The 19,240-nt window shown below is 68.9% G+C and carries 14 protein-coding genes; 9 read left to right on the forward strand and 5 right to left on the reverse strand.

The window, feature by feature from the left end; translation table 11 throughout:
- Window positions 1-2: 2 nt before the first annotated feature.
- Window positions 3-2,666 carry an EAL domain-containing protein gene (locus RT282_RS08425; protein WP_313313196.1) on the reverse strand — a complete coding sequence of 888 codons (2,664 nt, stop codon included), beginning with the start codon at window positions 2,664-2,666 and terminating at the stop codon, window positions 3-5.
- Window positions 2,667-2,747: 81 nt separating this feature from the next.
- Here RT282_RS08425 and RT282_RS08430 point away from each other — a divergent pair, with 81 nt between their 5' ends.
- From RT282_RS08430 to RT282_RS08440, 3 genes are all read left to right on the forward strand, one after another.
- Window positions 2,748-3,779 (forward strand): RelA/SpoT domain-containing protein, encoded by a 1,032-nt coding sequence (locus tag RT282_RS08430; protein WP_313313197.1) that lies wholly within the window; start codon window positions 2,748-2,750, stop codon window positions 3,777-3,779.
- A 175-nt stretch (window positions 3,780-3,954) separates the two neighbouring features.
- Window positions 3,955-5,274 (forward strand): polyhydroxyalkanoate depolymerase, encoded by a 1,320-nt coding sequence (locus RT282_RS08435; protein WP_313313198.1) that lies wholly within the window; start codon window positions 3,955-3,957, stop codon window positions 5,272-5,274.
- 17 nt (window positions 5,275-5,291) lie between these two features.
- Window positions 5,292-5,918: an RnfABCDGE type electron transport complex subunit B gene (locus tag RT282_RS08440; RefSeq protein WP_313079389.1), complete on the forward strand. Its 627-nt coding sequence runs from the start codon at window positions 5,292-5,294 to the stop codon at window positions 5,916-5,918.
- Between the two features lie 7 nt (window positions 5,919-5,925).
- Here the strand turns inward: RT282_RS08440 and RT282_RS08445 are convergent, their stop codons facing one another.
- Window positions 5,926-7,434 (reverse strand): methyl-accepting chemotaxis protein, encoded by a 1,509-nt coding sequence (locus RT282_RS08445; RefSeq protein WP_313313200.1) that lies wholly within the window; start codon window positions 7,432-7,434, stop codon window positions 5,926-5,928.
- A 181-nt stretch (window positions 7,435-7,615) separates the two neighbouring features.
- Between RT282_RS08445 and dapC the strand changes: the two genes are divergently transcribed.
- The 6 genes from dapC to RT282_RS08475 all read left to right on the forward strand — a co-directional run bounded on the left by dapC (window position 7,616) and on the right by RT282_RS08475 (window position 14,954).
- Window positions 7,616-8,818, forward strand: coding sequence for a succinyldiaminopimelate transaminase (gene dapC, locus RT282_RS08450; protein WP_313313202.1), 1,203 nt, complete (start codon window positions 7,616-7,618; stop codon window positions 8,816-8,818).
- Between the two features lie 62 nt (window positions 8,819-8,880).
- Window positions 8,881-9,705, forward strand: coding sequence for a 2,3,4,5-tetrahydropyridine-2,6-dicarboxylate N-succinyltransferase (dapD, locus tag RT282_RS08455; RefSeq protein WP_312302978.1), 825 nt, complete (start codon window positions 8,881-8,883; stop codon window positions 9,703-9,705).
- A 28-nt stretch (window positions 9,706-9,733) separates the two neighbouring features.
- Entirely contained in the window at window positions 9,734-10,897 is a 1,164-nt protein-coding gene (locus tag RT282_RS08460; RefSeq protein ID WP_313313203.1) for a PilT/PilU family type 4a pilus ATPase, read from the forward strand.
- 18 nt (window positions 10,898-10,915) lie between these two features.
- Window positions 10,916-12,079 carry a succinyl-diaminopimelate desuccinylase gene (gene dapE, locus RT282_RS08465; protein ID WP_313313205.1) on the forward strand — a complete coding sequence of 388 codons (1,164 nt, stop codon included), beginning with the start codon at window positions 10,916-10,918 and terminating at the stop codon, window positions 12,077-12,079.
- Complete coding sequence (gene prmB / locus RT282_RS08470; RefSeq protein ID WP_313313207.1) at window positions 12,076-12,993, forward strand: 50S ribosomal protein L3 N(5)-glutamine methyltransferase; 918 nt, start codon at window positions 12,076-12,078, stop codon at window positions 12,991-12,993. Before dapE ends, prmB begins: the two co-directional genes overlap by 4 nt.
- Entirely contained in the window at window positions 12,993-14,954 is a 1,962-nt protein-coding gene (locus RT282_RS08475) for an ATP-binding cassette domain-containing protein (RefSeq protein ID WP_312759942.1), read from the forward strand. The genes prmB and RT282_RS08475 overlap by 1 nt, the downstream gene beginning before the upstream one ends.
- Before the next feature lie 361 nt (window positions 14,955-15,315).
- Here the strand turns inward: RT282_RS08475 and phbB are convergent, their stop codons facing one another.
- The 3 genes from phbB to phaC all read right to left on the reverse strand — a co-directional run bounded on the left by phbB (window position 15,316) and on the right by phaC (window position 19,087).
- Window positions 15,316-16,053 carry an acetoacetyl-CoA reductase gene (gene phbB, locus RT282_RS08480; RefSeq protein WP_312759940.1) on the reverse strand — a complete coding sequence of 246 codons (738 nt, stop codon included), beginning with the start codon at window positions 16,051-16,053 and terminating at the stop codon, window positions 15,316-15,318.
- Between the two features lie 94 nt (window positions 16,054-16,147).
- Complete coding sequence (locus RT282_RS08485; protein ID WP_313313210.1) at window positions 16,148-17,329, reverse strand: acetyl-CoA C-acetyltransferase; 1,182 nt, start codon at window positions 17,327-17,329, stop codon at window positions 16,148-16,150.
- 45 nt (window positions 17,330-17,374) lie between these two features.
- Window positions 17,375-19,087, reverse strand: coding sequence for a class I poly(R)-hydroxyalkanoic acid synthase (phaC, locus tag RT282_RS08490; protein ID WP_313313212.1), 1,713 nt, complete (start codon window positions 19,085-19,087; stop codon window positions 17,375-17,377).
- Window positions 19,088-19,240 lie beyond the last annotated feature (153 nt).

A 19,240-nucleotide genomic window follows, 5' to 3' on the forward strand; every position in this document is an offset into this window, starting at 1 on the left:
GCTCAGTCCGCGCGGTCTTCCAGGCCCTGCAGCCACTGCGCCAGCGGCATGGGCCGCCCATACAGGTAGCCCTGCAGCGCATCGCAGCCGTGCTGGCGCAGGAAGTCGGCCTGGGCCTGCGTTTCCACCCCTTCGGCCACCACCTGCAGGCGCAGGTGGTGCGCCACGGCGACGATGGCGCGCACGATGGCCGCGTCGTTGTCGTCCTGCGGCACGTCCTGCACGAAGCTGCGGTCGATCTTCAGCTCGTACAACGGCAGCTTCTTCAGATAGGCCAGGCTGGAGTAGCCGGTGCCGAAGTCGTCGATGGACAGGCGCACGCCCAGCGCCACCAGCTCGTGCATGCGCTCGGCCGTGGCCTGCCAGTTCTCCAGCAGCAGGCCTTCGGTGACCTCCAGGGTGAGCTGCTGCGCCGGTGCGCCGCTGCCCTGCAGGGCAGCGCGCACCTGCTGCACGAAGTCCGGCTGGCGGAACTGCCGCGGACTGACGTTGACCGAGATGGCCAGCCGCCGCCCCCGGCGCGCCAGCAGTGCCAGCGTGTCGCAGGCCTGGCGCAGCACGTCCGAGCCCATGCGGGAGATCAGCCCGCTCTCCTCGGCCGCGGCGATGAAGCGCTCGGGCGGCACGGCGCCGCGGCGCGGGTCGTGCCAGCGCAGCAGCAGCTCGGCGCCGGTCAGCCGCCCGGCCCCATTCACCTGCGGCTGGGCGTAGACCTGCAGGGCGCCGTCGGCCACGGCGCTTTGCAGGTCCTGCGCCAGCGCCAGGCGCTCCTGGGCCTGGTCGTGCATGCCGGGCTCGAAGAAGCACACCTGGGCCCGGCCCTGTTCCTTGGCCCGGTACATGGCCGTGTCGGCCTCGCGCAGCAGGTCGACCACGCCCTGGCCGGGCTGCGGGAACAGGGCCGCGCCCACGCTGGCGCTGGCGCTGTAGCGCAGGCCCTCGACCTCGTAGGGTTGGGCCACGGCCTGGCTCAGGCGCCCTGCCAGCTTCTCGGCCTGGGCGCGCGCCTGCGTCGGCAGGCCGGCCAGGCCGGGCACCAGCCAGACGAATTCGTCGCCTCCCAGGCGCGCCACCGTGTCCTGGCCGCTGGCCAGGCCCAGCAGGCGCTGGCCCGTCTGCAGCAGCAGGCTGTCGCCCACGCCGTGGCCGCGAGCGTCGTTGATCTGCTTGAAATGGTCCAGGTCCAGGTACAGCAGCACCCCGTGCGTGCCCTGATCGCGGCAGACCTGCAGGGCGTGCCGCATGCGCTCCAGCAGCAGGCGGCGGTTGGGCAGGCCGGTGAGCGTGTCGTAGTGCGCCAGGCTGTGCATGGCGGCCTCGGCGTCGTGGCGGCGGGTCACGTCGCGTGCCAACGCGATGTAGTGGTCCGGCCCGGCGGCCGGGCCCTTGCGCGCCACCGACAGCTCGAACCAGCGCCGCCCGCCCGGCAGGGGCACGCTGTACTGCCGGCCCTCGGAATAGCCCTGTTCGCGCGCTTCCCGCAGCGCGGCCATGAACTCCGACGCGGAGCGCGCCGGCAGCACCTCGGCCAGGGTGTGGCCGATCTGCGCCTGCGGCATGCCGGCCAGGTCGGTGCGGGAAGAGCGCAGGTGCAGGATGCGTCCCTCCTGGTCCACCTCCAGCAGCAGGTCGGGCACGGCGTTCAGGGTGTCCTCCAGTGCGTCGCGGGCCTGGCGCAGTTCATGCGTCATGGCGTGCGCCAGCGCTACGGCGCGGCGGCGCCCGTTGATCTGCACGGCCAGAAACCAGCCTGCCAGCACACTGAAGGCCATGCCCAGCAGTGCCATGGCGTGGTGGCCGGAGCCCTCGAAGCGCTGCTCGAAGGGCGGCAACGGGTACAGCACCAGCGTCCAGCGCCGCCCGCCCACGTCGAGCGCAACCACGGCCTCCAGGGCCGCATTGAGACTGGCAGGCGAATAGCCCGGATGCGAGGCGAACAGCGGCGCGCTGCCGGCCACGGCCGGGCCGTCGTGGATGGCCAAAGCGACGTCCTGCAGCAGCTCGGGCTGCAGTTCGGAGACCACCTGGGCCAAGTCGAGCTGGGCTACTGCCCAGCCCTTCAGGCGCTTGCGCCGCTGCGCCGGCGCCGCCGGCTCTGCACCTGGCGTGTACAGCGCCAGGGCCATCATCAGCGGGGACGAGTCGCCGGCCGGCCGCAGCAGGCCGGACAGCGCCAGCCGGCCGCTGTCGCGTGCGCGTTGCAGCGCGTCGCGGCCCGGGGCACGGCCCAGGGAGTCGCGCTCCAGATTGGCTCGGGCGCTGGCAGGCTGGACCAGGGTGGCCGCGGCGGGCTCGGCATCCGCGCCGGGGGCGTCCAGCAGCGCCAGCATCTGCAGGCCGGGCAGGTTGGCGGGCAGGGCCAGTCCCTCGTAATACGCTTCGAACTCGGCCACGCCGATGCTCTGGGAGCCGTCGTGGTAGCCGCGCAGGCCCCGCAGCATGGTTTCGAACGTGGCCAGACGGTGCTTGAGTGCGGCCAGGGTCTGGAGCACCGAGGTATCGAACACCTGCTGGCGCCGGGCGGTGCGGGCTTGCTCCTGGGCGCTCCAGAACAACCCCACGAAGGCCAGGAGCAGCGCCGTCAGCAGCACGCCGGCGGCCAGGCCGACATAGCCGCGGCTGTCAGAAGGGGGGACGGCCGTATCGTCTGGCGCGGGAAAATGCATGAACGCCGTGAGCGTCGCACACCATGCGGCCAGCGGCAAGGGCGGCTGCACTACCATCGGCGCGCATTGCGCAATTCACACATGTCCACTACTTCGCCATTGACGCTCGAGGAAACCGCCTTCCACGCCTGGTACCAACGTGAGCGCACGGCGCTGGAGCTGGCCTGCGCCCTGCACGTGGCGCGGCTGCAGGCGCTGCTGGTGCAGGCCGGCGATGTCGAGGTGGCCAAGGTGGAAGGCCGGGTCAAGGACCGCGACGAGTGCCTGCGCAAGTTCGCCCGCAAGTACCGGGCGGCGCTGGAGGAGTCGGGCGCGCCCTACGAAATCCAGCATTGCATCACCGACCTGATCGGCGTGCGCGTGGTATGTCTGTACGAGGACGAGCTGGCGCGCGTAGCCGACATTGCGCGGGCGCACTTCGAGGTCATCGACGTGACCGACAAGGTCAGCGCGGTACAGGCGACGGAATCGTCCTTCGGCTACAAGGGCCTGCACCTGGACCTGCGCCTGCGCGCTGGCGCAGGACCGGGCGACGGGCATGCCGGCGCGCCCTTCGAGTTGCAGGTTCGCACCATCATCCAGGACGCCTGGAGCGTGCTGGACCACCGGATCAAGTACAAGAAATCCATCCCGCCCGAGCTGAAGCGGCGCATCAACGTGCTGTCCGCCCTGTTCGAGCTGGCCGACCGGGAGTTCCGCCAGATCCGAGACGCCACCGAGGCCGAGCTGCGCCGGGCCGACGCCGAGCTGGACGGCCCCGAGGCCGGCCACGCCGGTAGCGAGCTGGATGCCTTCACCTTTTTGCGCATCGCGCGGCATTTCTTCACCGGCTACAAGTTCGATGCCGACCGCGTGGACCTGTTCGTCGAGGAGATCCGCGGCTGGGCGCCGGGCATGACGCGGGCACGTTTCAACGCCCTGCTGAGCGAAACCCTGGGCACCGTCAAGCGCTACCGGCAGTTCTACGAAGACACGCATCCGCAGGGCAGTTTCAATCCCTTCACGGTGATGCGCCATTGCCTGTACTTGGCGGACAAGGTGGTGTTCCACCGGGCGCTGCGCAACAGCGCCCGCGAAGCCTTCGAGGCCTGGCTGCTACAGAATCCAGCGTGAAATAGCCTCAAAGGCCCGCCAGACATGCGTTGGCAGCTCTTATAACAATAGCGGATTGGCTGGCTGAAGGCCGGGCATCGCCCTGTCCTACACGTGACATGGATGCGTAGAAGCACGCTCGGCAAGGTCTGTCGCTTATTGTTATATTGCACTGCAACAAATTCTTACTCGCCCCATGCTGTACACCCTCTACGAAACCCAACGCAGCTTGATGGAGCCCTTCGCCGACCTGGCACAGGCCACCGCCAAGTTCTACAGCAACCCCGTCAATCCTTTCGGCCAGACGCAGCTGGCGCAACGCATGTCCGCCGGCTATGAGTTGCTGTACCGCCTGGGCAAGGACTACGAAAAGCCCGAGTTCGGCATCCGCACGGTGCCCGTGGACGGTGTGGAAGTCGCCATTCACGAGCGCGTGGAGTTGGACAAGCCGTTTTGCGAGCTGCGCCGCTTCAAACGCTTCTCCGACGACTCCGGCACGCTGGCCACCCTCAAGGGCCAGCCCGTGGTGCTGGTCGTGGCGCCGCTGTCTGGCCATTACGCCACGCTGCTGCGCGAGACAGTGCGCACCTTGCTCGGCGGCCACAAGGTCTACATCACCGACTGGAAGAATGCCCGCATGGTGCCGCTGGCCGAGGGTGACTTCCATCTGGACGACTACGTCAACTACGTGCAGGAGTTCATCCGCCACCTGCAGGCGCGCTACGGCAACTGCCACGTGATGAGCGTCTGCCAGCCCACGGTGCCGGTGCTGGCGGCCATCTCGCTGATGGCCAGCCGGGGCGAGACCACGCCGCTGTCCATGACCATGATGGGCGGGCCCATCGACGCGCGCCGTGCACCCACGGCCGTGAACAACTTGGCCACGCAGCGCAGCTACGAGTGGTTCGAGAACAACGTCATCTACCGCGTGCCGGACAACTTCCCCGGCGCCGGCCGGCGCGTGTACCCGGGCTTCTTGCAGCACACCGGCTTCGTGGCCATGAACCCGGACCGCCACGCCACCAGCCACTACGACTATTTCAAGAACCTGGTCAAGGGCGACGACGCCAGCGCCGAGGCGCACCGCAAGTTCTACGACGAATACAACGCCGTGCTGGACATGGATGCGCACTACTACCTGGAGACCATCCGCACCGTGTTCCAGGATTTCGACCTGGTCAAGGGCACCTGGGACGTGCGATCGGAGAGCGGCGAGCTGGAGCGCGTGCGGCCGCAGGACATCCGCGGCACCGCCCTGCTGACCGTCGAGGGCGAGCTGGACGACATCTCCGGCAGCGGCCAGACCGAGGCCGCGCACGACCTGTGCACCGGCATCACCACGGACAGCCGCGAGCACCTGGAGGTCAAGGGCGCCGGGCACTACGGCATCTTCAGCGGCCGGCGCTGGCGCGAGATCGTCTATCCGCGCGTGCGGGATTTCATCCTGGGGCACAACGCCCCTGCCGCCGCGCCCCGCTCCGCCTCACGGCAGATGCGCGGCACGCGCGCTGCCTGACAGGACAGGCGTTAGTTATGCCCGCCTCGCAACCGGGGCGCGTGGCGCCGCTGGCGGCGCTGATCGACGCCGCCCTGCCGCAGACCCAATGCACCCGCTGCGGCTACCCCGACTGCGCCGCCTATGCCCAGGCCGTAGCCACAGGTGACGCGGCTATCAACCGCTGCCCGCCCGGCGGCGCCGAAGGCGTGGCGCGCCTGGCGGCTCTGACCGGCCGGCCGGTGCTGCCCCTGGACGAGGAATGCGGGCAGGAATTGCCGCGCGCGCTGGCCGTGATCGACGAGGACTGGTGCATAGGCTGCACGCTGTGCATCAAGGCCTGCCCGACGGATGCCATCCTTGGCCTGTCCAAGCGCATGCACACCGTGATCGCCGCGCACTGCACGGGCTGCGAGCTGTGCCTGCCCGTCTGCCCGGTGGACTGCATCCAGATGCAGGAGGCGAGCGCCGGCGCCACCGGCTGGGCCGCCTGGTCGCCGCAGCAAGCCAGTCATGCCCGTGCGCGTTACCAAGTGCGGTGCGATCGGCTCGAGGCCGAGAAAATCTCCCTACCTGCCGAAGCGGCCGAGACATCCCCTGGTGTGGAGCGCAGCGCCGCCATTGCCGCGGCGCTGGCCCGGGCGCGCGCGCGGCGCGCCGGCTGACCGCCCGTCAGCTGGTGGCGGCCAGGCTCTTGTAGACGCCGCAGCCAAGGTACCAGTCGCCCACCCGCTGCACGAAAGACATCTTGGTCTGCACCTTTCCCGTGACCGGGTGGGTGATGCCGTACTCCACCCAGCCGGGCGAGCGCTCTGCCTGCGCGACGATGGACTGCAGCAGCGCGTCGCCGTCCACGCCGGGAATGCCCTGCACGCGCGTACCCACCTTCGCCGGATTGCCGCCGAAGGCGCGATAGGTGCCTGCTGCATCCAGCGCGAAGACGTACATGTCGCGGTCGTGGAAGGGCTGGGCCGGGTCGGTGAGGGTGGCCAGAAAGTCCCCGTGCCCGCCGCCGCGGTGCAGCTGCGCGGCGCGCTGCACCAGGGCCATCGCCTCCTCGGCCGTGCCCTGTTGCAGGCGAAAGGCCAGCACTGCCCGCGACAGGGTGCCGGCACGGCTTTCCAGCGCCTGGGCCTGGCGCAGGCTCTCGCCCACCATGTGGGCGTTGCGCTGGGTGATCTGGTCCAGTTGCTGGACGGCGGTGCTGACCTCGCGCAGACCCGAGCCCTGTTCTGCCACCGAATGCGAGATTTCGCTGACGCTGGCGGCCACGGCGCGTATGCCCGCGGTCATGGTGGCGATGTCCTCGCCAGCCGAGCGGATCAGCCCGGCGCTGGCCTCCACCTGCTGCACCGAAGCCTGGATGAGCTGGCGGATCTCGCGCGCTGCTTCGGCCGAGCGGCCGGCCAGGGTGCGCACCTCGCCGGCCACCACCGCAAAGCCGCGGCCCTGCTCCCCTGCGCGCGCTGCCTCGACGGCCGCATTCAGCGCCAGGATGTTGGTCTGGAAGGCGATCGCGTCGATCACGCCGATGATCTCGCCCATGCGGCGCGCGTCGCCCTGGATGGCCTGCACGGCCTGCACCGCCCGGGCCATGGACTGCGTGCCGGTCTCCGCCGCCTGGCTGACCTGTGCCGCCTGCCGGTCGGCCAGGCCAGCCGCCTGGGCGTTGTTGTTCACGGCGCTGGACAGCTGCTCCACGCTGGCGGCGGTCTGCTCCAGGTTGGCGGCCTGCTGCTCGGTGCGCTCGGACAGCTCGCCGTTGTCGTGCGCCAGGCTTTGGCCGGCGTGGGCCACCAGCGCCGCGTTGCTGCGCACGTCCGCCACCATGGCCGAGAGGGTCAGCACCATGCGGTCCAGCTGCGATCCGAGCCGGCCCAGCTCGTCGCCGCCGGTCAGGCCGGCGCGGGCGCACAGGTCGCCTTGGGCGGCGCGCTGCATGACCTCATCCAGCCGAGCCAGGCCGGGCGCCACGCTGGCCGCCAGCGCCATGGCCAGATACGCTACCAGCAGCACCAGAGCCAGACAGGCCGGCCACAGCCAGCCGGGCGCCAGGCCGGGCAGCGCGGCCAGCGCCAGCATCGCCAGCGCGGCGACGACACCCAGCAATCCCACCTTGGCACCGAAGGCCAGGCGGCGCATCAGCCATACGCCCGGGCGCAAGAAGAAAACATGGCGCATCGTCTTGGGTCTCCCATCGTTGTGCGGCACGCGGCACGCGACCGGCTGTAAGCGATAGATGATACTCATCGTAACAATTGAAATGCTTACAGCGCAATGGCCGAAATACGGCGGTTTACCCGTGCATCCGCGCCACGCTACGGGCCGCGGCCGCCTCGGCCATCCCCGATAATCGCGCCCCATGAACCCCCGGCTCTCTCTCCTGCAGCCCTACCCCTTCGAGCGGCTGCGGCAGCTTTTCGCGGGGGTCACGCCCTCGCCCGACCATGCACCCATCAGCCTGGGCATAGGCGAGCCGCGCCATGCCACGCCGGCCTTCATCCAGCAGGCCCTGTGCGACGGGTTGGACGGCCTGGCCTCCTATCCGTCCACGTCGGGCGAGCCGGCCCTGCGCCAGGCCTTCACCGGCTGGCTGCAGCGCCGCTATCGCCTGGCGCTGGACGCGGCCACGCAGGTGCTGCCCGTCAATGGCTCGCGCGAGGCGCTGTTTTCCTTTACCCAGACCGTAGTCGATCCGGGCCGCGCCGGTGCCACGGTGGTCTGCCCCAACCCGTTCTACCAAATCTACGAAGGCGCCACGCTGCTGGCGGGAGCGCAGCCCTATTACGCGCCCAGCGTCCCGGCGCGCAACTTCGCCGTGGACTGGGACGGCGTGCCCGAGGAGGTCTGGCGGCGCACGCAACTGCTGTTCGTGTGCTCGCCCGGCAACCCGACGGGCGCTGTCATGCCGCTGTCCGAGTGGGAAAAGCTCTTTGCACTGAGCGACCGACACGGCTTCGTGATCGCCTCCGACGAGTGCTACAGCGAGATCTACTTCCAGGGCGAGCCGCCCCTGGGCGGCCTGGAAGCTGCGGCGCGCTTGGGCCGGCATGACTTTCGCAATCTGGTGGCCTTCACCAGCCTGTCCAAACGCAGCAACGTGCCCGGGCTGCGCAGCGGCTTCGTGGCCGGCGACGCACGCCTGATCCAGGCCTTTTTGCTCTACCGCACTTACCACGGTGGCGCCATGAGCCCGGCCGTGCAGACCGCCAGCATCGCCGCTTGGGGCGACGAGGCCCACGTGCAGGCCAACCGCGAGCTGTACCGCCAGAAGTTCGAGCAGGTCACTCCGGTGCTGGCGCAGGTGTTGGACGTGCGCCTGCCCGACGCAGGCTTTTACCTGTGGGCCGGCGTGCCCGAAGCCATGGGCCTGAGCGATACCGACTTCGCCCGCGAATTGCTCGCTCAATACAATGTGACGGTGCTGCCCGGCAGCTACCTGGCGCGCGAAGTCCAGGGCCAAAACCCCGGCGCGCAGCGCGTGCGCATGGCCCTGGTGGCGGGTGTGGACGAATGCCTGGAGGCCGCCCGGCGCATCGCCCGCTTTGCCGGCGCACCCCGCTGATGCGCCTGCTGCCCTCCGGTACCGAATCCTTCCTTTTTCCCTCTCCATCCTTCTTCCCTCCCATGAGCCAGCCTCTGCAGACCCTGATCGACAACGCATGGGACAACCGTGCCAGCCTGGCGCCCGGTAACGCGCCCAAGGAAGTGACGGACGCCGTCGCGCAGGTCATCGCCGACCTGGACAGCGGCACCCTGCGCGTGGCCACCCGCGAGGGCGTGGGCCGCTGGACGGTACACCAGTGGATCAAGAAGGCCGTGCTGCTGTCCTTCCGCTTGAACGACAACGCCCTCATGCAGGCCGGCGACCTGGCCTTCTTCGACAAGGTTCCGCCCAAGTTCAGCGGCATGTCGGCCGAGGAGCTGGCAGCTACCGGCGTGCGCGTGGTGCCGCCGGCGGTAGCGCGGCGCGGCAGCTTCGTCGCGCGCGGGGCCATCCTGATGCCCAGCTACGTGAACATCGGCGCCTACGTGGACGAGGGCACCATGGTGGACACCTGGGCCACCGTGGGCTCCTGCGCGCAGGTAGGCAAGCATGTGCACCTGTCCGGCGGCGTGGGCCTCGGGGGCGTGCTGGAGCCGCTGCAGGCCGGCCCGACCATCATCGAGGACAACTGCTTCATCGGCGCCCGCTCGGAGATCGTCGAGGGCGTGATCGTCGAGGAGAACTCCGTCATCAGCATGGGCGTGTACATCGGGCAGAGCACGCCCATCTACGACCGCGCCACGGGCGAGATCCACTACGGCCGCGTGCCGGCCGGCTCGGTGGTGGTCAGCGGCAGCCTGCCCAAGGATGGCGGGCGCTATAACCTGTATGCCGCCGTGATCGTCAAGAAGGTGGACGCCAAGACGCGTTCCACCACCAGCCTGAACGAATTGCTGCGCGACTGACAAACAAAAGCCGAGGAGGGGACAACGCATGAGCACGATGGAGAAAATCCTGCGCCTGATGGCCGAGAAGAAGGCCTCGGACGTTTATCTGTCGGCCAACGCGCCGGCACTCATCAAGATCAACGGCGAGTGCGTGCCCATCAACAACCAGCTGCTGCCCGTCGAGGCACCCTTGAATCTGCTGGCCGAAGTGGTGCCGCCCGAGCGCATCGAGGAACTGCGCGAAACGGGCGAGCTGAACATGGGCGTGCCGCTGTCTGGCGTGGGGCGTTTTCGTATCAGCGCCATGCGCCAGCGCGGCAGCTTCGCCGTGGTGGTGCGCTTCATCACGCAGCAGATCCCGCAGCTGTCCACCCTGGGCCTGCCGCCAGTGCTGGGCGAGCTGATCATGCAAAAGCGCGGCCTGATCCTGGTGGTGGGCGCCACCGGCTCGGGCAAGAGCACGTCGCTGGCGGCCATGATCGACGAGCGCAACGAGAAGCTCACCGGTCACATCCTGACGGTGGAAGACCCCATCGAGTACCAGTTCAAGAACAAGCGTTCCATCGTCAACCAGCGCGAGATCGGCTCGGACACCCAGTCGCTGCAGACGGCGCTGAAGAACGCCCTGCGCCAGGCGCCGGACGTGATCCTGATCGGCGAGATCCGCGACCGCGAGACCATGTCCGCCGCCATTGCCTACGCCCAGTCTGGCCACCTCTGCCTGGCCACGCTGCACGGCAACAACAGCTACCACGCGCTCAACCGCATCCTGTCGTTCTACCCCGTCGAGGTGCGCCCCACCATGCTGGGCGATCTGGCCTCGGCCCTGAACGCCATCGTCTCGCAGCGCCTGGTGCGCACCACCAGCGGCGAGCGCGTGCCGGCCGCCGAGGTCATGCTCAACACCAAGCTGGTGGCCGACATGATCGAGAAGGGTGACTTCTCCGGCGTGCGCGAGGCGCTGGAGAAATCCATGGCCGAAGGCTCGCAGACCTTCGAGGAGTCGCTGGCCCGCCTGATCCTGGACGGCCGCATCGAGCGCAAGGAAGGCCTGGCCTACGCCGACTCGCCCACCAACCTGATGTGGCGCCTGCAAAACGACTTCGCCCAGGCCTCGCGCGACGCGCAGGCCCGGGTCCAGGCCGACCAGGCGCCGGAAGACGACGTGCCTTCGTTCACCGAGATCGTGCTCGACGTCAAGCCTGCCTGACCCTGCCCTGCCCCTTTCATGACCCTCACGCTGCAACTGGCCCGCGAACTGATCGCCCGCCCTTCCACCACTCCCGAGGACGCTGGCTGCCTGGATCTGCTGGCCGAGCGCCTGGCGCCGCTGGGCTTTGCCAATGAGCGCATGGACAGTGGCGAGGTCTGCAATTTATGGTCAAAACGGGCTCCAGCGCCCGCCAATACTGCGCAAGCAGCTATCAAAACCATAGTTTTCGTGGGCCACACCGACGTGGTGCCCACCGGTCCGCTGGAGCAGTGGGGCAGCCCGCCCTTCACCCCCACCGAGCGTGACGGCCTGTTGTATGGCCGCGGCGCCAGCGACATGAAGACCTCTATCGCCGCCTTCGTCGTGGCGGTGCAGGAGTTTCTGGCCGCCACGCCCGAGCCAGCCATCGCCATCGCCCTGCTGCTGACCAGCGACGAGGAAGGCCCCGCCACCGACGGCACGTGTGTGGTGGTAGAGCGCCTGCGCACGCGCGGCGAGCGCCTGGACTGGTGCCTGGTGGGCGAGCCCACCGCCGTGCAGCAGACCGGCGACATGGTCAAGAACGGCCGCCGCGGCACGCTGTCGGGCCGGCTCACCGTGCGCGGCGTGCAGGGCCACATCGCCTACCCGCAGCTGGCACGCAATCCCATCCACCAGGCGCTGCCGGCCCTGGCCGAGCTGGCCGCCATCCGCTGGGACGAGGGCAATGCCTTCTTCCCGCCCACCAGCTGGCAGATCAGCAACGTGCACGCCGGCACCGGCGCCACCAACGTCATCCCGGGCCAGGTGGTGGTCGATTTCAACTTCCGCTTCAGCACCGAGTGCACGGCCGAGGGCCTGCAGCAGCAGGTGCACGCCGTGCTGGACCGCCATGGCCTGGACTACGAACTGGCCTGGACGCTGGGCGGCCAGCCCTTTCTGACGCCCGCCGGCACGCTGGTGGAGGCCGTGCGCGGCGCCATCCACGACGAGACCGGCCTCACGGCCGAGCTGTCCACCACCGGCGGCACCAGCGACGGCCGTTTCGTGGCGCAGATCTGCCCGCAGGTGGTCGAGGTCGGCCCGCCCAACGCCAGCATCCACAAGATCGACGAGCACATCCGCCTGGCCGACATCGAGCCGCTGAAGAACATTTACCGTCGCACCCTGGAGCGCCTGAACGCCCAGGCCGCTGCATGACGGGCGCGTCCCGCGTGTCAGGCGCCACCGTGGGCGAACTGGTGGCCAGCGGCGAGCGGCGCCTGGCCGAGGCCGGCGTCGCCTTTGGTCACGGCACGGCCAACGCCCGCGACGAGGCCGCCTGGCTGGCGCTGTGGTCCCTGGGCCTGCCTTTGGACAGCCCGCTGGACGACGGTCCCGATTCAGTGGCAAATCAGCCTGTAACGCCCGCCAGCCAAGCGCGGGCAGCTACACTTTTTGAAGAACGCATTGCCACCCGCAAGCCCGCCGCCTACCTGACGCGCGAGGCCTGGCTGCAGGGCGTGCCCTTTTACGTGGATGAGCGGGCCATCGTGCCGCGCAGCTTCATCGCCGAACTGCTGGCCGACGGCAGCATCGACCCCTGGCTGGGCGAGCACACACGCCAGGTGCTGGACCTGTGCACCGGCAACGGCAGCCTGGCCGTGCTGGCCGCCCTGGCCTGGCCCGAGGTGCAGGTGACCGGCGCCGACCTGTCCCCGGACGCCCTGGCCGTGGCGCGCATCAACGTCGACCGCCACGGTCTGCAGGAGCGTGTCGCGCTGGTGGTCAGCGACGGCCTGGCCCAGGTGCCAGGCCCGTGGGACCTGATCCTGTGCAACCCGCCCTACGTGAACGAGCGCAGCATGGCGGCCCTGCCTGCTGAATACCGCGCCGAGCCGCGCCTCGCCCTGGCCGGCGGCAACGACGGCATGGACTTCGTGCGCGACCTGCTGGCCGGCGCCGCGGCCTGCATGAGCGAGGACGCCGTGCTGGTGCTGGAGATCGGCAACGAGCGGCCCCACTTCGAGGCCGCCTTTCCTGCCCTGCCCGTGGTGTGGCTGGACACCAGCGCCGGCGACGACCAGGTGCTGCTGGTCACGCGCCGCGCGCTGCAAGACTTTTCCCCTAGCTGATGATCACCTTGAAGAATGTGACCCTGCGCCGCGGCGCCAGGGTCGTGCTGGATGGCGTGTCCGCCACCATCAACCCCGGCGAGCACGTCGGTCTGGTCGGGCGCAACGGCGCCGGCAAATCCTCCCTGTTCGCCCTGCTGGCCGGCCATCTGCACGAGGACGGGGGCGAGTTCTTCATCCCGCCGCAGTGGTGCATGGCCCAGGTGGCGCAGGAGATGCCCGAGACCGACGAGAGCGCCAGCGCCTTCGTGCTGGCCGGCGACGAGCGCCTGGCCCGGCTGCAGCAGCAGCTCGCCGCCGCGCAGCACGAAGGCGACGGCATGGCCATCGCCCAGCTGCACGCCGACCTGGCTGATGCCGGCTCGCACGATGCGCTGGCGCGCGCCCAGGCGCTGATCCTGGGCCTGGGCTTTGCGCCGGCGCAGCTGGAGCAGCCGGTCAACAGCTTCTCGGGCGGCTGGCGCATGCGGCTGCAGCTGGCGCGCGCGCTGATGAGCCCGTCCGACCTGCTGCTGCTGGACGAGCCCACCAACCACCTGGACCTGGACGCGCTGGTCTGGCTGGAGGCCTGGCTCAAGCGCTACGCCGGCACGCTGATCGTCATCAGCCACGACCGCGAGTTCCTGGACGCCGTCACCGGCGTCACGCTGCACATCGAGAACGCCCAGCTGACCCGCTACGGCGGCAACTACAGCCGCTTCGAGGAGCTGCGCGCCCAGCAGCTGGTGCTGCAGCAGGCCGCCTATGAGCGCCAGCAGGAAAAGATCGCCCACCTGCAAAGCTTCATCGACCGATTCAAGGCCAAGGCCACCAAGGCCCGGCAGGCGCAAAGCCGCGTCAAGCAAATCGAGCGCATGGAGCGGCTGGCACCGGTGCTGGCCAGCGCCGACTTCACCTTTACCTTCCGTGAACCGGCCAGCCTGCCCAACCCCATGCTGGCGATCACGGATGCGTCCTTCGGCTACGTCCAGGAGGACGGCGCGCAGACCGTCATCCTGCGCGGGGTCAGCCGCTCGGTGTTGGCGGGGCAGCGCATCGGCATCCTGGGCGCCAACGGCCAGGGCAAGTCCACGCTGGTCAAGACCATCGCACGCGAGATGGCGCCGCTGGCTGGCAAGGTCACCGAGGGCAAGGGCCTGACGATCGGCTACTTCGCCCAGCAGGAGCTGGACGTGCTGCGCCCGGGCGAGAACCCGCTGGAGCACATGGTGCGGCTGGCGCGCGATACCGGCGCCGACGCGGCCGCTTCGCGTGAGCAAGAGCTGCGCAACTACCTCGGCAGCTTCAACTTCAGCGGCGACATGGTGCGCCAGGCCGTGGGCAGCATGAGCGGCGGCGAGAAGGCCCGCCTGGTGCTGGCCATGATCGTCTGGCAGCGGCCCAATCTGCTGCTGCTGGACGAGCCCACCAACCACCTGGACCTGGCCACACGCGAGGCCCTGGCCATGGCGCTGCAGGACTTCGACGGCACCGTCATGCTGGTCAGCCACGACCGGGCGCTGCTGCGCTCGGTCTGCGAGGACTTCTGGCTGGTCGGCCGCGGCCAGGTCGGGCCCTTCGACGGCGACCTGGACGACTACCAGCGCTACCTGCTGGAGGAGTCGCGCCGCCTGCGCGAAGCCGCCCGCGCGGCCGAGGCCGGACCCGCCGGGGACAGCGCCGCCGAGCGCGCGCCGGCTGCCAGCGGGCGCGAGCAGCGCAAGGCCAGCGCCCAGGCCCGCCAGCAGCTGGCTGAGAAGACCCGCCCTCTGCGCCGCGAGCTGGAGAAGATCGACGCCCGGCTGGCCCAGCTGTCCGCCGAGAAGGAGGAATTGGAGCAGCGCCTGGCCACCCCCCTGCCGCCCGCCGAGATCGCCGACTGCGGCCGGCGGCTGAAGGCCTGCAGCGATGAGATCGAGCAGCTGGAAGAGCGCTGGCTGGAATTGGGCGAGGCCCTGGAAGCGCTACAGGGTCAAGCGTAAGAAACGGCTTCAGCCCTTGTGCAACAAGCGCGGATAGCTATCAAAACAGTAGTTTCTTACGATCGGGCACGACACCACACATTTTGTTGGCACACGCTGTCAACGCCGGGCAAGGACGGCGCGTTGTTCTCTCATCAACGGAGGTAAACCCTTATGAACAGCAGCATCCTGTCCGCCTGGCCCGAAGACGAACGCGACCGCAAGCGCGCACCCGTTCGCCTGTAAGCGGCCCGACCGGCCCCCTGCCGGCGCTTGGTCTGAACAGGGCGCAGACCCGCCAGACCCTCCCCTGCCCCTCTTGCTTTCCCATGAAAAAACCCGCTGGTCGCGGGTTTTTTCGTTGTCTGCGATTGCCGGATCGTCAATTCATGTGCAGCCCGCCGTTGACGGAGAACTCCGCCCCGGTGGTGTAGCCGCCCTCGTCGCTGGCCAGCCAGGCAATGATGGAAGCGATCTCGCTGGGCTCGCCCAGGCGTTTGACGGGCACGGTGGCGACGATTTTCTCCAGCACGTCCGGGCGGATGGCCTTGACCATATCGGTGCCGATGTAGCCCGGTGCCACGGTGTTCACCGTCACGCCCTTGGTCGCCAGTTCCTGGGCCAGCGCCATGGTGAAGCCGTGCATGCCGGCCTTGGCGGCCGAATAGTTGGTCTGGCCGGCCTGGCCCTTCTCGCCGTTCACGCTGGAGATGTTGATGATGCGGCCCCAGCCCTTTTCCACCATGCCGCCCACGACCTGCTTGGTCACGTTGAACATGGAGTTGAGGTTGGTCTCGATGACTGCGTCCCAGTCTTCGCGCGACATTTTCAGGAACATGCGGTCGCGCGTGATGCCGGCGTTGTTCACCAGCACGTCGATGTTGCCGTGCTCTGCCTTGGCCTTGTCGAAGGCGGCCACGGTGGAATCCCAGTCGCCCACATTGCCCGCAGAGGCGTAGAACGTGAAACCCAGGGCCTTCTGCTCATCCAGCCACTTCTGGTAGTCCCGCGTGGGACCGCACCCCGCTATCACCTTGAACCCTTCGCGGTGCAGGCGCTGGCAGATGGCGGTGCCTATGCCCCCCATGCCCCCGGTGACGTACGCTACTTTCTGGCTCATGCTGCTCTCCTTGTTGTGACTATGGTTGGCCTGGCCACTCTAACCAGACTCGGGGCGCTCCCCTGCTCGCGTAAATACCGAGGATGCGGCTTTGTTAGCGTTCCACGGCCAGGGCAACGCCCATGCCGCCACCGATGCACAGTGCGGCCAGGCCTTTTTTGGCCTCCCGGCGGCGCATCTCGTGCAGCAGCGTGACCAGCACCCGGCAGCCCGAGGCGCCGATGGGGTGGCCTAGGGCAATCGCGCCGCCGTTGACGTTGACGCGGGCCGGGTCGACGCCCAGCACCTGGTTGACGGCGCAGGCCTGCGCGGCAAAGGCCTCGTTCAACTCGAACAGGTCCACGTCCTGCGGCTGCCAGCCGGCGCGCGCCAGCGCCTTGCGCGAGGCAGGCACCGGGCCCATGCCCATGGTCGCCGGGTCCAGGCCGGAGGTGGCGTAGGCGCGGATGCGCGCCAGCGGCTCCAGGCCCAGCGCCTGGGCCTTGGCAGCGCTCATGACCACCACGGCGGCCGCGCCGTCGTTGATGCCCGAGGCGTTGCCCGCCGTGACCGAGCCGGACTTGTCGAAGGCCGGACGCAGGCCGGCCAGGGCCTCGGCGCTGGTCTTGCGGTTCGGGTATTCGTCCTGGTCGACCGTGAGCGGGTCGCCCCTTTTCTGCGGCACGCGCACGCCCACGATCTCGTCCTTGAAGCGGCCCGCGTCCTGGGCCGCGACGGCCTTTTGCTGGCTGGCCAGGGCCAGGGCGTCCTGCATCTCGCGAGTGATGCCGTGCTGCTTGGCCACGTTCTCGGCTGTGATGCCCATGTGGTAGCCGTTGTAGACGTCCCACAGGCCGTCCACGATCATGGTGTCGGCCAGCTTCCAGTCGCCCATGCGCTGGCCCTCGCGCGAGCCGTTCAGCACGTGGGGCGACAGGCTCATGTTCTCCTGCCCGCCGGCCACAACGATCTCGCTGTCACCCGTGGCCACGGCCTGGGCCGCCAGCATGACGGCTTTCAGGCCGGAGCCGCAGACGGCGTTGATGGTCAGGGCCGGGGTCTCCTTGGCAACGCCGGCGGCCATCATGGCCTGGCGGGCGGGGTTCTGGCCGCAGCCTGCCGCCAGCACCTGGCCCATGATGACCTCGCCCACCTGGTCGGGCGCCACACCGGCGCGCGCCAGTGCCTCGCGGATGACGGTGGCGCCCAGCTCGGTGGCAGGCGTCTTGGACAGAGCTCCACCGAACTTGCCCACGGGTGTGCGTACGGCGGAAACGATGACGATGTCGCGATCCATGGTGTGTCGCTCCTGGGTTGAAGGAAAAGGAAGCTAAACGGCCGGTCAGGCCTTTTGCTGTACGTAGCGGCCCGGCGCCGGCTCGATGGCCTTGAACTTGCGGCCGCGGCCGTAGGCCTTGGGTGCTGGCACCTGCTTGCCGGCGTGCCCCTTGAGCCAGGTGGCCCAGTCTTCCCACCAGCTGCCGGGCTGCTGCGTGGCGCCGGCCAGCCAGTCTTGCAGCGTGGCGGGGAACTTGCCATCCTCGCGCAGCCAGTGGCTCCGTTTGCCAGCCGACGGCGGATTGATGACGCCGGCGATGTGGCCGGAGGCGCCCATGACGAAGCGCTTCTTGCCCGGCAGCGTCTGGGTGGACGCGTAGGCGGCGGCGATGGGCACGATGTGGTCCTCGCGCGAGCCATAGATATACACCGGCAGCTTCACCTGGCCCAGGTCGAGCTTTTCTCCGCACACGGTGAGCGCGCCGGGCTGGATCAGCCTGTTTTCCAGGTAGAAGTTGCGCAGGTACCAGGCGTAGTACGGCCCGGGCAGGTTGGTGCAGTCGCTGTTCCAGTACAGCAGGTCAAAGGCCGGTGGCGTCTCGCCCTTCAGGTAGTTGCCCACCACGTAGTTCCACACCAGGTCGTTGGGCCGCAGGAAGCTGAAGGTGCTGGCCATGTCCTGGCCCTTCATCAGGCCGCCGGCGCCCATCTGCATCTCGCGCAGGCGCACGAAGCCCTCGTCGATGAACACGTCCAGGATGCCGGTGTTGCTGAAGTCGATCAGCGTGGTCAGAAAGGTGGCGCTGGCCACCGGTTCCTGGCCGCGCGCGGCCAGAACGGCCAGCGCGCTGGCCAGCATGGTGCCGCCCACGCAAAAGCCCAACGCGTTGATCTGCGGCGTGCCGCCGATCTCGCGCACCGCCTCGATGGCGGTGATCACGGCGTCCTCGATGTAGTTGTCCCAGGTCTTGCCGGCCAGGGTTTCGTCGGGGTTGCGCCAGCTGACCACGAAGGTCCGCTGGCCCTGCGAGACGGCGTAGCGGATCAGCGAGTTGGCCGGCTGCAGGTCCAGGATGTAGTACTTGTTGATGCACGGCGGCACCATCAAAAACGGCCGCTCGTGCACCTTGTCCGTGAGCGGCTTGTACTCGAGCAGCTGAAACAGCTCGTTCTCGAACACCACCGCGCCCTCGGTCGTGGCCACGTTGCGGCCCACCTGGAAGCGGCTCTCGTCCGTCATGGAGATGTGCCCCTGGCGCATGTCGTGCAGCAGGTTGGCCATGCCGCGGGCGATGCTCTCGCCCTGCGTTTCCAGCGCCTTGTGCTGCGCCTCCGGATTGAATGCCAGGAAGTTGCTGGGTGCCATGGCGGCCAGCCACTGGTCTACCGCGAAGCGGATGCGCGCGCGCGTCTTGTCGTCGGCCTGCACCGCATCGGCCAGGGCGGAAAAGGTGCGCGACTGCAGCCCGTAGATGGCAGCGGCATACGCCGCTAGGGGGTTGTGCGCCCAGTCCTCGCCGGCAAAGCGCTTGTCGGCGCTGGCGCCTGCGGCGGCCGCCGGCCCCTGGGCGAACAGGGTGCTGACCTCCTGCAGGTACTGGCGCTGCAGTTCTTCCAGCTTGGCGCGGTCGAAGCTCACAGGGGTGTGCGGCTGCATGGCGGGGGCGAGGGTGCCCAGGCCCGGCGCCTGCAGGGTGGCCAGCATGCGGCTCCAGCCTTCGCCCACCATGTTTTGCCAGTGACGGGCGCCGTCGGCCCAACCTGCGTCAAAATTCATGTCGCTGTCTCCTGTGGTTTCGCACCGCCGCCGCGTGCGGTGGCCTGTCGGGCATTGTGACCGAGGGGGCGGCAGCGCGGCAACGCACCGTCCCGGCTGGGCGGCAGGTCATTGCCGTCCATTTCATCGAATCCTGACTTTCATCATTCCCTC

The sequence above is a fragment of the Pulveribacter sp. genome (assembly GCF_032079985.1).
Classification (GTDB): Bacteria; Pseudomonadota; Gammaproteobacteria; order Burkholderiales; family Burkholderiaceae_C; genus Melaminivora.

Excerpts from the sequence above, each read along its gene's own strand:
- dapC (WP_313313202.1), top strand. The coding sequence starts at position 7,616 with ATGAACCCCCGGCTCTCTCTCCTGCAGCCCTACCCCTTCGAGCGGCTG.
- RT282_RS08435 (WP_313313198.1), top strand. The coding sequence starts at position 3,955 with ATGCTGTACACCCTCTACGAAACCCAACGCAGCTTGATGGAGCCCTTC.
- RT282_RS08430 (WP_313313197.1), top strand. The coding sequence starts at position 2,748 with ATGTCCACTACTTCGCCATTGACGCTCGAGGAAACCGCCTTCCACGCC.
- phbB (WP_312759940.1), bottom strand. The coding sequence starts at position 16,053 with ATGAGCCAGAAAGTAGCGTACGTCACCGGGGGCATGGGGGGCATAGGC.
- phaC (WP_313313212.1), bottom strand. The coding sequence starts at position 19,087 with ATGAATTTTGACGCAGGTTGGGCCGACGGCGCCCGTCACTGGCAAAAC.
- RT282_RS08445 (WP_313313200.1), bottom strand. The coding sequence starts at position 7,434 with ATGCGCCATGTTTTCTTCTTGCGCCCGGGCGTATGGCTGATGCGCCGC.
- RT282_RS08460 (WP_313313203.1), top strand. The coding sequence starts at position 9,734 with ATGAGCACGATGGAGAAAATCCTGCGCCTGATGGCCGAGAAGAAGGCC.
- dapD (WP_312302978.1), top strand. The coding sequence starts at position 8,881 with ATGAGCCAGCCTCTGCAGACCCTGATCGACAACGCATGGGACAACCGT.
- RT282_RS08425 (WP_313313196.1), bottom strand. The coding sequence starts at position 2,666 with ATGCATTTTCCCGCGCCAGACGATACGGCCGTCCCCCCTTCTGACAGC.
- RT282_RS08440 (WP_313079389.1), top strand. The coding sequence starts at position 5,292 with ATGCCCGCCTCGCAACCGGGGCGCGTGGCGCCGCTGGCGGCGCTGATC.
- dapE (WP_313313205.1), top strand. The coding sequence starts at position 10,916 with ATGACCCTCACGCTGCAACTGGCCCGCGAACTGATCGCCCGCCCTTCC.
- RT282_RS08485 (WP_313313210.1), bottom strand. The coding sequence starts at position 17,329 with ATGGATCGCGACATCGTCATCGTTTCCGCCGTACGCACACCCGTGGGC.
- prmB (WP_313313207.1), top strand. The coding sequence starts at position 12,076 with ATGACGGGCGCGTCCCGCGTGTCAGGCGCCACCGTGGGCGAACTGGTG.
- RT282_RS08475 (WP_312759942.1), top strand. The coding sequence starts at position 12,993 with ATGATCACCTTGAAGAATGTGACCCTGCGCCGCGGCGCCAGGGTCGTG.